Origin of the sequence: Italian clover phyllody phytoplasma str. MA1 (genome assembly GCF_000300695.1) — a bacterium.
Lineage (GTDB): Bacteria > Bacillota_I > Bacilli_A > Acholeplasmatales > Acholeplasmataceae > Phytoplasma.
This window is the reverse complement of the sequence record NZ_AKIM01000100.1, coordinates 1-14,179: the sequence shown is the minus strand read 5'-3', so window position 1 is coordinate 14,179 and position 14,179 is coordinate 1. Positions and strand designations below refer to the sequence as shown.

The 14,179-nt window shown below is 27.5% G+C and carries 11 protein-coding genes and 1 pseudogene; 4 read left to right on the top strand and 8 right to left on the bottom strand.

Annotated elements, in window-relative coordinates:
- Positions 1-151: 151 nt before the first annotated feature.
- The 8 genes from thrS to asnS form a co-directional block, all read right to left on the bottom strand.
- Positions 152-2,077 (bottom strand): threonine--tRNA ligase, encoded by a 1,926-nt coding sequence (gene thrS / locus RI01_RS02655; RefSeq protein WP_017193127.1) that lies wholly within the window; start codon positions 2,075-2,077, stop codon positions 152-154.
- A gap of 71 nt (positions 2,078-2,148) precedes the next feature.
- Positions 2,149-3,519, bottom strand: a complete 1,371-nt coding sequence (gene mnmE / locus RI01_RS02650; protein WP_017193126.1) for a tRNA uridine-5-carboxymethylaminomethyl(34) synthesis GTPase MnmE — start codon at positions 3,517-3,519, stop codon at positions 2,149-2,151.
- Positions 3,520-3,544: 25 nt separating this feature from the next.
- Positions 3,545-4,507, bottom strand: a complete 963-nt coding sequence (locus tag RI01_RS02645; RefSeq protein WP_017193125.1) for a DHH family phosphoesterase — start codon at positions 4,505-4,507, stop codon at positions 3,545-3,547.
- A gap of 77 nt (positions 4,508-4,584) precedes the next feature.
- Positions 4,585-6,105 (bottom strand): ABC transporter substrate-binding protein, encoded by a 1,521-nt coding sequence (locus RI01_RS02640; RefSeq protein ID WP_235728187.1) that lies wholly within the window; start codon positions 6,103-6,105, stop codon positions 4,585-4,587.
- 37 nt (positions 6,106-6,142) lie between these two features.
- Positions 6,143-7,057, bottom strand: a complete 915-nt coding sequence (locus tag RI01_RS02635; RefSeq protein ID WP_017193123.1) for a carbohydrate ABC transporter permease — start codon at positions 7,055-7,057, stop codon at positions 6,143-6,145.
- A gap of 18 nt (positions 7,058-7,075) precedes the next feature.
- Positions 7,076-8,020, bottom strand: coding sequence for a carbohydrate ABC transporter permease (locus RI01_RS02630; RefSeq protein ID WP_017193122.1), 945 nt, complete (start codon positions 8,018-8,020; stop codon positions 7,076-7,078).
- Positions 8,021-9,115 (bottom strand): ABC transporter ATP-binding protein, encoded by a 1,095-nt coding sequence (locus RI01_RS02625; RefSeq protein WP_017193121.1) that lies wholly within the window; start codon positions 9,113-9,115, stop codon positions 8,021-8,023. It lies immediately after the preceding gene.
- 46 nt (positions 9,116-9,161) lie between these two features.
- Positions 9,162-10,556 carry an asparagine--tRNA ligase gene (gene asnS, locus RI01_RS02620; protein ID WP_017193120.1) on the bottom strand — a complete coding sequence of 465 codons (1,395 nt, stop codon included), beginning with the start codon at positions 10,554-10,556 and terminating at the stop codon, positions 9,162-9,164.
- Between the two features lie 1,217 nt (positions 10,557-11,773).
- Between asnS and RI01_RS02615 the strand changes: the two genes are divergently transcribed.
- The 4 genes and pseudogenes from RI01_RS02615 to RI01_RS02600 form a co-directional block, all read left to right on the top strand.
- Positions 11,774-12,367 (top strand): hypothetical protein, encoded by a 594-nt coding sequence (locus tag RI01_RS02615; RefSeq protein WP_017193118.1) that lies wholly within the window; start codon positions 11,774-11,776, stop codon positions 12,365-12,367.
- Between the two features lie 201 nt (positions 12,368-12,568).
- Entirely contained in the window at positions 12,569-13,174 is a 606-nt protein-coding gene (locus RI01_RS02610; protein WP_187322787.1) for a hypothetical protein, read from the top strand.
- A gap of 316 nt (positions 13,175-13,490) precedes the next feature.
- Positions 13,491-13,673, top strand: coding sequence for a hypothetical protein (locus RI01_RS02605; protein WP_017193116.1), 183 nt, complete (start codon positions 13,491-13,493; stop codon positions 13,671-13,673).
- A gap of 114 nt (positions 13,674-13,787) precedes the next feature.
- A pseudogene (locus RI01_RS02600) lies at positions 13,788-14,179 on the top strand (hypothetical protein); the annotation flags it as partial.

The following is a 14,179-nucleotide window of genomic DNA, read 5'->3' as shown; positions in this document are numbered from 1 at the left end:
TTTTTTAGTCTTAGAAAAGAAAAAAAGACTAACTTAATAGTTAGTCTTAAAGAATTTTTAAAAAATAAAAAGTGTCTAAAGTTTTGGAACACCTCATTTATACCTTGCAGCGAATTTTTTCATTTCTTTTTTCAAAATAAAAATAAATAAATTATTTTTTTTGCTGAATTTTATCATTTAACATCGAAACAAATTCTGCCACAGAAACGTTATTTTGTTTATTATCTCCGTATTCTCGATAAGTCAAACGATTGCTAGTTAACTCTTGATCGCCAATAACAATTTGGAAAGGAATTTTGGCTTTTTGAGATTCTCTAATTTTATATCCTAAAGTAGCTTCTTTATTGTTAATTTCTACTCTTAAATTATGTTTCAATAAAATTTCTTGTATTTTTTTAGTATGTTCTAAATGTAATTGAGCGTTAACAGGTATTAAAACAACTTGTAAAGGGGTTAACCATAAAGGAAAAACACCTTTATTTTGTTCAATTAAATAAGCTAAAAAGCGTTCTACTGTGGAAATAACTGCTCTATGGATCACGATAGGAGCATGTTCTTTACTATCTTCACCAATATAAGTTAAGTTAAATCTTTGCGGTAACAGAAAATCTAATTGAATAGTGGATAAAGTTTCCTCATTGCCTAAAGCGGTTAAAACTTGGACATCTAATTTAGGACCATAAAAAGCAGCATCGCCTTTTTGTTCTTTATATTTGATATTTAAACCATTTAAAATTTCTTTTAAGATAGATTCAGATTTATACCACATATTATCATCATCAAAATATTTATCTTTATTTTCTGGATCTCTGGTGCTTAAATTGAAAAAATAATCCGTAATATTAAAATCTTTATAAACTTCAAAAATTAAATTCATAATTTTAACAAATTCGGTTTTAATTTGTTCTTGAGTGATAAAGATATGAGCGTCATTTAAGGTCATTTCTCTTACTCTTTGCAAACCTGAAACAGCTCCAGAATGTTCGTATCTATGCATCATTCCTAATTCAGCGATTTTAAGAGGCAAATCTTTATAACTACGTAATTGTTGTTTAAAAATCATCATATGATGAGGACAATTCATCGGTCTTAAAACCATTTTTTCTTCTTTTTTTAATTCCATAATAGGGAACATATTATCTTTATAAAGCTCTAAATGTCCTGATTCTTCGTATAATTTAGTATTAGCTATAATAGGAGTATAAACGTGTTGATAACCATAAGATAATTCTTTATCCACAATATATCTTTCTAAAATACGACGTATAGTAGCGCCTTTAGGCAACCAAAAAGGTAAACCCGTTCCCACTTCCGGAGACAACATAAAGTAATTTTGTTCTTTATTGATGTTTTTGTGGTCTCTTTGTTTTCTTTCTAATAATAAATTTAAATAATTTTTCAAATCTAGCCTGTTAAAGAAAGAAATACCATAAATTCTTGTTAAAGCTTTGTTTTTAACACTACCTTGAAAATAGGAACCAGATGTTTTTAACAATTTAAAATGTTTGATAAATTTAGTATTAGTTAGATGGATGCCGCGACAAAGATCAATAAATTCACCTTGAGTATAAACGCTTAAAATAGGGTCTTTAATATTTTTTAATATAGTTTGTTTATAAATATTATCAGCAAATAACTTTTCTGCTTCTTCGTAGCTAACTTCTTTTCTCACAATAGCTAATTTTTCTTGTGAAATAGTTTGCATCATTTTTTCGATTTTCGCAAAATCATTCTCCGAAACGACTGAATTTTGAAAATCGATATCATAATAAAAACCTTCTTTAATAGTTGGACCGACAACAAAAAGAGCTTCAGGATAAAGCCTTTTAATCGCTTGGGCCATTAAATGAGCGGTACTATGGTTTAAAATTTCCAAACTTTTTTCATGCTTTTCTATAATGATTTCTAAAGTGCCATCTTCTTCTAAAGGACGGTCCAACTCGATCGTTTTTTCGTTAAATAAAGCGGCTATTGGTTTAGTAGAAAAATTTAAATTTTGTTTTTGAATGATTTCAACAGGAGTAATTCCTTTAGAAAAAGATTCTATTACATTATTATTAAAATGTATTTTAATCATAAAGCTAAAGCCTAGTAGTCCTTTCTTTTATTCAATACTATAAATTATACATAAAAACCTATTTAAAAGAACTATTTTCCTAAACAAAAATTAGAAAATAATTCATCCATTAAGGCTTCATTAATATTGTTTCCTACAATAGATCCTAAAGCCTCATAAGCTTCTTTTAAAGAAATAATATGAATATCTATCGGAATTTGTTGATCAATATCTATAATAACATTTTTTAAAGCTTGCAAAGTATTTTTCATTTGTTGGATATGTCTAGAATTAGATAAATAATTAAAGTTTTTTTCTTCAATCAGGTCTAATTGAAAAATTTTTAAAATTTTATCTTTGAGCTGTTCAATCCCTTCTTTGGTGATGTTAGAAATAAAAACAATTTCTTCTTCTAAAAAAGAAAAATTCATTTCAGAAGGTAAATCGGATTTACTACCGATTAAAATACGTGGATGGTTTTTAGTCGTTTCTAGTAATTCTTTATCTTCTTGGCTTAAAGGACGACTTTGATCTAATAATAATAAAACCAATTCCGCCTCTTTGAAGAATTTTTTAGACAGTAAAACGCCCATTTTTTCCAAAGGGTCATCAGTTTCTCTAATTCCTGCAGTATCAATTAAATTTAAAGAAACGCCTTTAATATTAACATGCACATCTAAAAAATCTCTAGTAGTTCCAGCTATATCAGAAACAATCGCTCTTTTTTCGTCTAAAATAGTATTTAATAAGCTTGATTTACCTACATTAGGTTTGCCAATAATTAAAGTCTTAATACCTTCTTTTAAAAAACGCGTTGTTACAGAATGATCTAAAATATCTTGCATACTTTTAATTAAACGATTAACTTCTGGCAAAATAATCTCATTAGTCATCTTTTGAATATCTTCGTATTCAGGATAATCAATGTTAACTTCGATTTTACCGATTAAACTTAAAATGTCTTTACTTAGATTTTCTATGAGTTCAGACGTTTTTTTTTGTAAACCTAGATGCGATAATTTAACAGCATTCTCGTTTTGAGCATGAATCAAATCCATAATAGATTCTGCTTGGATTAAATCTATTTTACCGTTTAAAAAGGCTCTTTTACTAAACTCGCCTGGTTCGGCTATTCTAATATTTAAGGATAAAATTCTTTCCAATAAAAGTTGAGTAATTAAAATGCCGCCATGCCCGTGCACTTCTATTACATCCTCGCCAGTGAAAGAATGAGGCTTTTTAAAAACTGACACTAAAACCTCATCTAAAATATCGCTTTTATGGTCTAGAATGTAACCATGATGAATAGTATGAGAAGGAACTTCTTTTAAAGTAAAATGTTTTTTAGGGCTTTTGAAAATTTGATCTATACTTTCGATCGCTTTAACACCACTGATTCTGATAATGCTGATTCCTCCTGTTCCTAAAGGAGTGGAAATAGCAGCAATAGTTTCTTCGTACATGACTTCACCACACTTTTTTTATTTATTAACTTTCTGTGCTTATGTTAAGGGTTTTTTCTTGTTTAAACTCTTTTATTGATTGTTTTAAAGAATTAATTATTTCATCAATATTCTCTTGAGATTTCACAAAAGCACCACAAGCTCTTAAATGCCCGCCGCCGCCAAATTTACTTACAATATGGTTAATTTTAGGACCGGTAGAACGGATGCTTAATTTCCATTCTTGACTAGACATCTCTACTATAAAAGCCCAAACAGGATAATCTGCAACATTGCTATAAATATTAACAATAGAAAAAATTTCATCAATACTAAAGTTAAATTTTTTAATGATTTCTTGTGAAATTTGAATATAAATTAAACCATCTTCGGCGATAAAATTTTCACAAATATAACCTTTTAATTTTAACATTTGTAAACTTTGCGTGTTTATTTTTTTATCTATCTCAAAAGCATTAAATTCAAATTGCAACAATTCTGAAGCCATTTGTAAAGTTTTATCCGTTACCCTATCGAAACGGAAATTACCGGTATCAGTTACCATTCCTACATACATCGGCATCGCTCCTTTAAGACTTATTTTATAGTTATGATATTCTTTAAAAGTATAAATCATTTCGGAACAAGAAGCGAATTGAGGTTCTACCCATTGATAATCGCCATACTCTTCCATTGATAAATGATGATCTATTCGGATAATCATTTTACCTAATTTATATCTTTGATCACTAATAACATTAGTGTTACCAGAATCAACCACGATTGATAAAGCACCTTGGTAAGTTTCATCTGTGATATAATCCATGTCTCCTAAAAAAGTCATTTTAGAATTAACCTCTCCTACAACATAAACCTTTTTATGAGGATAGTTTTCTTGAATAATATCTTTAAGACCTAATTGAGAACCGTAACAATCTCCATCCGGTCTTTTGTGTCCGTGAATGATAATGGTATCAAAATTAATAATTTGTTGTTTAATAAAATCCATTATGTTTATGAGTATCTCTCTTTCATTGTTTTTTTGTAATTAATTTTCATTAATGATTAATGTTTTTTTATGTAAGATTAATTAGTCTCTATTCTTGTAGCAGCTTGCGCGCATAAAGATTTGATTTCTTTTTCCAATGCGTCCTCTGTTATATTTTGATCAATGGCTAATACATAAGTAAATAATTCGGTTAAAACAGTTCGTAAAAAGCTGGAATTAGGAAAAATAGGTGTTTCAAAAAACATTTTGTCTTCTTTTTCATCGTCTGTTTTTTGATTATTGTAGGCATATTGTAAAGAAGCAAAATGAAGGGTATTCGGTTCCATAGTTATTGGACTAGGCTTAGAAGGGCAATTTATTTTGTCTTCCACTTTGTTAAAAATATCTGGTCTTGTGATGTTTAAACCGCCTTTGGCGTTTAACAAGTCAATAAGGTTTTCTTGAGAAGTTAAGGTTTTTAAAAATAACCAAGAAGCTAACATTTCATCTTTTTCAGAAGAATAAAACATATTTACATTAGCGCCTTGCATCACATTTTTATATTTATGTTCGTTAATTAATGTTAACAAAGGAATCTTTGATAAACCTACATTTTTCAAATCACTTTCTTGAACTTTATGAACCATTCTTGTAGAATCAATAAAAATGATGCTCTTTTTTTGGCAAAACATATCTAAAACTTTTTGTTCGCCGTTCATTTTCGAAGTAGTCATATAACCTGTATTGTAAAATTTTTCTTTAAAATATTTGATGACTTGTTGTACTTTTTCTCCTCTTAAAAATTCTTCAGCTTCTTTTTGAGTTTTTGGAAATTTTATTCCCGATTGTTGAAAAGCAGTGTTCAATAAATTGGCTTCGCTACCGAGCGCTATCGGAATAAAGCCGTTTATGTTTTTTTTTAATTCTTTCATTTTTTCGGCAATGATTTCTAATTGTTCCCAAGTTAAGCCTTTTGATTGATCTTTTGTGTAAATAACGCCATCTTCATTGATGACTGCGTCTTGAAGGGCATGGTTTAAATCGTTGCGACATTCTTTAAACATATCTTTATTATAGAAAAGTGTTTCAGTCGTTTTGCTAAAAGGGAAGATGTAATAATGTTCTCCTCCATCATATCCATGTTCTAATATATTTTTTTTCAAATAAGTTTTGTAAAATTGACCTTCAATGTTTTTATCATCTCCTTGCATAAAAATATCTAAAGGTACTACCTTATGAGATTTAGAATAAAATTCCACATGATCGGGATAAGAAAAAACTAAATTAGGTTGTTTATTAACCGGCAATGCGTTAGCTACGCTTTTAGCGATATTACCCCAGTTTGATTTATTAACTTCTTTAATTTTAATACTACGATATTTTTTTTCAAATTGTTTAATAAATTTATCTAAAACCTCTTTTTCTTCTGGGTATAAATTATGCCAAAAAACAATTTCTACCTTTTTATCAGGATCGTCGAAATATTTTTGTTGTTGATCTGCATTTTTAAAATTGTTTTCAACTAAAGCTTTCAAATCATCATATTCTTTTTGATAAAATTTTTTATCCTTAGGTGAAGCGAACAAATTGGCAATATAAATCAATATAAAGATTGACAAAAAAAATAAACCAATAAATAAACTATTTTTTTTAAAATTATCCTTTGATGCCACTTTTATTTTCCCCAGATATAATGTATTTTTTTGCAAAAATAAAAATTAATAATAATGGTAAATTAATCAAAACAGAAACCGCCATTTGTAGGTGCAATTGATCGATACCACTTTCTCCGTCAAATGTTTTTCTTATCATATTAGTTAACAATTGACCTCCTACTAATTCTGGCCAAGAATAAGCATTCCAAGCCGCTACTATTCTAAAAATAACAGTCACAATAATCGAAGATTTAGTAATGGGAATTAATATTTTCCAAAGGTATTCCCAATCAGTAGTACCGTCTATTTTAGAAGTATAATACAATTCTTTAGGAACGCGTTGAAAAGCCTGCATAATTAAAAAGACATGAACCACGTTAATTAAATAAGGTAACACCATAGCAAAAGTGACCCCTAAAGGGAAGGAAGGGCCGTTGCCAGTATTAACCATCCCCAATGTAGCTATAGTACGGAAATTAGTCAATACTAAGGTTTCACTGGCAATCATCATCGCTATAAATAAAAGAGCGACAATAGTTTTTTTGAAAGAAAAATTCAAAATACTTAAAGCGAAAGCTGCCAAAACAGCGAATAAAGTTCCCAAAGTAGTAGAAATGATAACCATCAATAAAGTGTTTAAAAAGTATTTAATAAATTTAAAATTTTGTATTCGAAAAACTTCTTGATAATTTCTCCATTCCCAACTTTTAGGCAACATTAAAGCGTTATTGGTGTCGATATCGGCTTTATTTTTTAAAGATGTAATAACCATCACATAAAAAGGGAAGGTAAAAAACAGAAGAACTGAAAACAAAAAACTAAATTTCATAATGGAAAAAAAATTAATTTTGTGCTTCAATTTGGATTTTTGTATTTTTTCCCATGTGTTTTTAAAAAAAGATTTTATTTTACTCATTTTTTCTTTATTCGCTATCTACTTTCGATAATTTATTTTTTTCTTTTTTTGTAATACAAAGCTAATTGTTGTAAATAAAACAGAAAAAAACAATAATATAACAGCTGCTGCTGCACCTTTAGAATAAGAATTATAATTAGGACTATTGATTTGAGAATAAATATAACCCACAATAGTTTGAATTCTATAATCAGCATTTTTACCGAAAACTCCGACAACAGATTCATATTCTTTCATGATTGTCAATAATTCAATAATAAATTGATAAAAAAGCGCTGGAGCCAATAAAGGCAATGTTATTTTAGTAAAAATGCGCCATTTGGATGCCCCATCAATTTTAGCAGCATCATAATAAGATTTATTAATATCTTGTAAAGCCAATACGAAAACAAAAATTTTAAAAGGTAGTCTGTGCCATATGTTATAAAAAATAATAACAAACATTTTATTCATATAAGGAGCAGAAATATTAATCCAATTTTTAGGTTTCATTCCAAAAAGAATTAAAAAATTATTAAATAAACCTTCCGGCTTATTAATATAAGGGATGTTATTGTGGTAAAAAAAGGAACTAAAAATCATTCCCATAATAACCGTATTAGCGAGTAATGGTAAAAAGAAAAAAGTTTTAAAAAAATCTTTTAAATAATGATTATAAACACTATTCAAAGCTAAAGCAATAACTAAAGCAAAGGTTAAAGAAATAGGGACTGCTAAAAGGACCAAAATTAAAGTATTCCTAAGAGAGCAACGAAACTCCACATCACGAAGCACTTTATCATAATTCTTGAAACTTAATAATTCCGTTTTACTAAAAGAATCACTAAATTTTTGGTAATCACCGTTAAAAGAAATAATGATATTTTTAATTAAAGGAAAAAAAGAAAACAAAGTTAAAGCAATTAAAGTAGGAGCTAAATAAAACCAATGTTTATTTTTTTTGTGACCTGCAATTTCTAACATTTATAAAATCCTACTACCATCGGTTTTATCAAAAACAAAGCATCTATGTTCCATAATGTTAAAACGGACGGTGGTTTTATTAATATGAGCGAAATTCAATTCTTTTTGTTTATAAGTAGGGATAATAATTTGAAAAATTGTATGTAAAGATTCTGGTTTTTTAGCCAATAAAACAGTTTCTCTGCCAAGGCTTTCAATCGCTATTCCTTGAACTTCAAAAAGACCTTTTTCCTCTAAAATATAACCTTCTGGTCTGATAGCTATATGAACGTCTTTTTTTTGTCCTTTTAATTCTGATTTATTAAAAAGCACGGTATTGCCAACTTTAACCTCACCATTATCTATATTGCCGTTAAAAACATTAATATGAGGAATACCTAAGAAAGAGGCTACAAATAAATTGGCAGGATTGTTATAAATTTCTCTAGGAACATCTGTTTGTTGGATATAACCTTTATTCATCACATATATTTTATCACTCATATACATCGCTTCTTCTTGATCGTGTGTGACAAAAACAGCAGTAATTTTGGTCTTTTTTTGTATTCTTCTAATTTCGTCTCTCATTTTAAAACGTAATCTAGTATCTAAATTAGATAAAGGTTCATCTAATAACAACACTTTAGGGTTTTTAATCAAAGCACGAGCGATAGCGACTCTTTGTTGTTGGCCGCCAGAAAGTTCTCCTGGTTTTTTATCTAAATATTCTTCTACAGAAGTTAAAACTGCTATTCTATCTACTTCTTCTTGTATTTTTTCTTTAGGCATTTTTAAATTTTGCAAAGGAAACATAATATTTTGTTTCACTGTCATATGGGGGTATAAGGAGTAATTTTGAAAGACCAAACCTACTCCTCTTTTTTCAGGAGGAATATGGGTCACATTTTGGTCTTCAAAAAAAATTTCCCCTTCGTTCACTTTTAAAAGACCAGCAATCATATAAAGAATAGTGGATTTACCACAACCGGAAGGTCCTAAAAGACTCACTAATTCGCCTTTTTTAATTTCTAAATTTAAGTCCTTAATTGCATAAGTTTGTTTTTTAGTTTGTTGATTTGTAAAAATTTTGGAAACATTTTTCATTATAATTCCCATGATCGTTTTTTATTAGTATCCTTTTTTGATTTTGTTTTTATTAAAGTTAAAAAGAAATATTATTTGGTACTCTTGGAAAAGCAATGACATCTCTAACATTGTCTAAACCAGTTAAATAAAGCATTAACCTTTCAAAACCTAAGCCGAAACCGGAATGAACGCATGTACCGAAACGACGTAGATCTAAATACCATTCTAAGTCTTGTTGGGAAATATTAAAAGCTTTTATTTTAGCTTGCAAAACTTCTAAGTTTTCTTCTCTTTGTGAACCGCCAATTAATTCACCTACTTTAGGGACTAAAAGATCCATAGCAGCTACTGTTTTATTATCAGGATTATTTTTCATGTAAAAAGCTTTAATTTCTTTAGGCCAATTGATCACAAAAACAGGCACTTTAAAAACCGTATCCGTTAAATATTTTTCATGTTCTGTGGCCAAATCGCCACCATAAAAAGGTTTTTGTTCAAAATTTACTTCACTTTTTAATAAAAGATTAATTGTTTCTTCGTACGTTATTTGTGGAAATTTTTCCAAAGTAGCTATAGTGGTTAATCTTTGAATTAAACCGTTTTCGACGTTTTGATCTAAAAATTCAAAATCTTTTTGACTCTTTTCTAAAGAATAAGAAATCACACTTTGTAGCATTTTTTGAGCCATTGCTATATTCTGTCCTAAATCATAAAAAGCCATTTCTGGCTCTACCATCCAAAATTCAGACATATGACGTTGAGTATGAGAATTTTCCGCTCTAAAAGTAGGGGAAAAAGTATAAACTTTGCTAAAAGCGGTCGCGAAAGCTTCAGCTTCTAATTGACCCGTTACAGTTAAATAAGCCGGTTGTCCGAAAAAATCTTGTTTATAATCGATTTGTTTATTGGCGTTTAAAGGGACTTTGTTTAAATCCAAGGTTGTAACTTGAAATAATTGACCCGCTCCTTCGCCATCACTACCAGTTAAGATGGGTGTATGCACGTTAATAAATCCTTCTTGTTGAAAAAAATGATGAATAGCCATAGAAACTGTGTTACGAAGGCGAAAAACTGCCCCAAAGAGATTAGTTCTTAATCTGAGATGAGCCACTGTACGCAAAAACTCTTTAGAATGTTTTTTAGGTTGAATAGGATACTTATAAGAACTATTGCCTAAAATATGTATTTGAGAAACTAACAATTCAAAAGGTTTTTTAGCTTGAGGAGTATCTACTAAAACACCTTCCGCTTTTACAGCATTTCCTATCGTCAAAGAGTCTTTAATCTCGTTTAAATTAATCACTTCAGATTCTTTTAAAACTATTTGCAAGTCATCTACAAAAGTGCCATCATTTAAATCAATAAAAACAAATTTTTTTTGAAAACGGCCGTTTTTTATCCAACCATTAATGGTAATCTTTTTGTTTAAATAAAGAGTGTAATCGGTATAAATATCTTTAACAGAACACATTTTTTTACCTCCCACCAATAAAATAATTATTAATATTTTAAAAATTTTTTTAATTCTTTATCATAATCTTAACAAAATCATCAAATCATATTTTTTATTCAAATCAAATTATAATGTTTCCGCGGAAAAGAATCATTTTATCAATAATTATTAAAATAATGCACAAATAGATAAAAAAGAAAATCAAACTAAAAAAGATAAAAGTTTTCGTTCATACAAAATATAAGATAAATACGTTATTTTATCGTTCTTAAGATTTTAAAAACTAATATTATAATAAGATTTCATTAACTACTTATTTAAGAGTTTTAATAATCATTAAAAATTAGGAAAAATTTAAAAACTTTTTTACAAACAAATAAATATAATTCACTTAAATTATAAGTTATTTTATATATAATTGTCAAGTTATTTTTAACGAATTAACTTGACAAATGTCTGTGTAGTTTATCATAGAGAAGATAAATAAATCCTGTTCTTGCCATAATGAAAGAAATTAGGTCATTAATCTATTCACAGAGAAATGCATAAATCAATGATATTGTCTTCATTTTATGGTTTTTTATGTTATTAATTTTTGCGTTTTTTTAAAAAAGATTAATTTTTGTCTTCAAACTATTGCAAAAAAACGTATAATAGAGACATAAATAAAAAAGTAAATTATTTTTAAGCATACATAAAGAATCTATTAATTATGTTTTTACTCAACAACAATCAAAGAAAAAAAGGCAAGAAAAGATAAAACTCAAATAATTGGCGACAAATAAAAAATGCATTATAACCGCTATAACATCTTCCATATTGATATTATGTTTGATTTTAGGGCTAATTATGTTTTATCAGACACCCCGAAAATTACCTCCGAAAAACAATGTTGGAGTTCATGAAAAATATGAAAATACAGATGATTACAACAACGATTTAAAAGAATAGAAAAAACAATGTTACATCAAACAAGGAGAATATAAAGGCATAAAAATCATTGAAAAAACCTCCAAAACGCAAATTCCTCTGATTACGTTTATTAGTGGTATGAAAGATTACACTTTATTAAATGAAATAGCCGACTTTTCGGCTGTTAATTATAAAGAAATTATGGATTTAATAGTTTATAAGACAACTTTTTGATAAATTAAGTAATTATAAAAATTTCTTATATTTATATATAAAAAGTTATTGTTAAAAAAGAAATTATGAAAAAAGCAAAGGATTTAACAATGAAAAAGAAAGTTTTATATAAACAATATTTACGTTTTGATTTGTTAAAAGGTAATTGGCAAGTCAACAAACCTTTTCATAAATTGGTTATCTCTCACAAAACCTTTAATTTATTAGAAGGAGAAGTGATGTTAACTATTATTATGGATTTATACAACCAAGAAATTTTTTCGTTTTACTTGTGGAATAATGAAAGCATTTTAAACAATTCCATCGAAACCCTTCACCGTTTAGGAGTCAATGATAGTCCTTTTATTACCACTATTTTACATTGCAACAGAGAATATCAGTATTTCCGTATGCCTTTTGTTAATTTAGTGGAAAAATTAGGTTATGTGTTGAGTATTGAAGATGATATAGAAAATTTTGATAATCAACTTATTTTAGAATTTTTTTACGATAATATGATAAAAGAAATGACCAATAATAGAGAATTAACTTACACCAAAGAAGGTCCTTTTGTTGTGGAAGATTTTAAAAAATATTTAAGACATTATAATTACGAAAAAAAAGCGTATTTTTTAAAAAACGAAACACCTCAAGAATACAGAGAAAAACGTTTTCCTAATTTATTCCAAGAAAATAATTTTTAATTACTTTCTATAAAAAAATCACAAAAATACTTTTTGAAAAAACAAGCTTTTTTAATTTAATATAATCAAAAAATTTAATAACTAATAACAAAAACAAGTTCTTTTTCGTCGGGACTTTTTTTTGTGTATAATAATTTTTAATAATTTAATTTTTTAAATTATTAAAAATTAATTCCAAATTGAAGAAAGATTAAAAAAGAAATGAATTATAAAGAATTTATTCGGAAAAATAAGAAAATAATAACGTTAGTAGTGATAGGGTTATTAGGGATTTTGTTAATAATGGGCGTTATTTTCGGAATTAAAATTTTAAACGATAATAAGGATGAAAGACTTTCCACAAGTGTGAGCTCAAACGCAACTTCAAAGATTTTAAACGAAAAAGTTGCAGATAACGGTCTTTTAATTTTTTTAAGTTTTTTTAAACAAGATAAATATACAAACGCTTTAACTCAAAACATAAATTTCCGCAAAAACATTTATCGCTCTTTAAATAGAAAAGTTTTAGAACAAACAAATGATAATTTCAAATTATCATCATCTCCAGTGTTATTTACCAAAGCTTTTTTCAACGATAATCATGTTTATTTTCCTGCAAAAACTTCCCCCTTTAACGAAGAAGATGATAAAGCATATAAAAACGATAAATTAGAAAATGACGGTTTTGATGAAGACAAAGCTCTAAACTTATTACAACAAGCTTGGGATGATTTAACTACTGAACAAAAACAAGAGAATTATAAATTAAATTTATTGGTTCAAGAAGAAGATTTAGAAGAAGCAAAGCTAAAAGATTTAACTAATTAAATTTTAGAACAAATAAAAAATTTATTCACTACTTTTATTAACAAAAATCATTTACCAGAAAATCAAATCAAAATGCAAATAGTTGATAAAATCAAAAATACAGAAGATTCCTCACAAAATATGAATATGCGCTTGGATATAATACCAAGAAAAAGATGAATACAATGAAGCAAATTATTATTGAGATATCATTAATAATGTTTTAAGTGATGGCATTAGAGAAGAAAAAATAACTTTAAACTTTTCTCCTTTAAAAATATATTTAGATGAAAAAAAGCAACAAGGTAGTACAATTGATACCAATTTTTTTTCAGGCTTGAAATCAGAAACAGGATATCAATATGATATAGCTTATCCAGGAGTTAATCCTCAAACAGGTCTTTTCACTTTTTCTTATAAAGAATTTTTAGATTTTTACGATAATGTTATTTTAAAATTATTGCCCATAGGAATTAACAAAACTCAAGAACAACAACTCATACAACAAACATATGAATAAATCTTTAAAAAGGTATTAACTTTAATCCAAGATTATCGATTCCAAATTCCATTAGTAAATTATATAGCTAAAAATTAAAGAAAGGGATTATCAGGATGAATTGATATGCAAATCATGAAGAAATTAAAACAAAAAATTAGTTTTAAAAACATTATTATTATGTTAATTATTTTTTATTTTTTAGCTATTGTATCAGATGTATTAGATAAATATATCCTGAACCCAAAAAGATCGAACGGTATTTATCGATTTAAAAAATATTATTTATGTAACATCATTATTAATTACGATATTAAAGGTACGATAGATAAGTTTTTAAGACCTATTTCCACTTTGTTATTGTTAGGTTATTGGGGAGAAAGGTTTTTAGAAAATGATGGTTCATCTTCTAAAAAAATTTCTTCTTCTCAAAAATATTTATTCACTTTTCAAGATGTGGCTGGCAAAGAAGAAGAAAAAGAAGAAATGCAAGAATTAATTGATTTTTTAAAAAATCCTAAAAAATA

Coding starts and splice junctions, on each gene's coding strand:
- mnmE (WP_017193126.1), bottom strand. CDS start 3,519: ATGTACGAAGAAACTATTGCTGCTATTTCCACTCCTTTAGGAACAGGA.
- RI01_RS02625 (WP_017193121.1), bottom strand. CDS start 9,115: ATGGGAATTATAATGAAAAATGTTTCCAAAATTTTTACAAATCAACAA.
- asnS (WP_017193120.1), bottom strand. CDS start 10,556: ATGTGTTCTGTTAAAGATATTTATACCGATTACACTCTTTATTTAAAC.
- RI01_RS02615 (WP_017193118.1), top strand. CDS start 11,774: ATGAAAAAGAAAGTTTTATATAAACAATATTTACGTTTTGATTTGTTA.
- RI01_RS02610 (WP_187322787.1), top strand. CDS start 12,569: ATGAATTATAAAGAATTTATTCGGAAAAATAAGAAAATAATAACGTTA.
- RI01_RS02645 (WP_017193125.1), bottom strand. CDS start 4,507: ATGGATTTTATTAAACAACAAATTATTAATTTTGATACCATTATCATT.
- thrS (WP_017193127.1), bottom strand. CDS start 2,077: ATGATTAAAATACATTTTAATAATAATGTAATAGAATCTTTTTCTAAA.
- RI01_RS02630 (WP_017193122.1), bottom strand. CDS start 8,020: ATGTTAGAAATTGCAGGTCACAAAAAAAATAAACATTGGTTTTATTTA.
- RI01_RS02635 (WP_017193123.1), bottom strand. CDS start 7,057: ATGAGTAAAATAAAATCTTTTTTTAAAAACACATGGGAAAAAATACAA.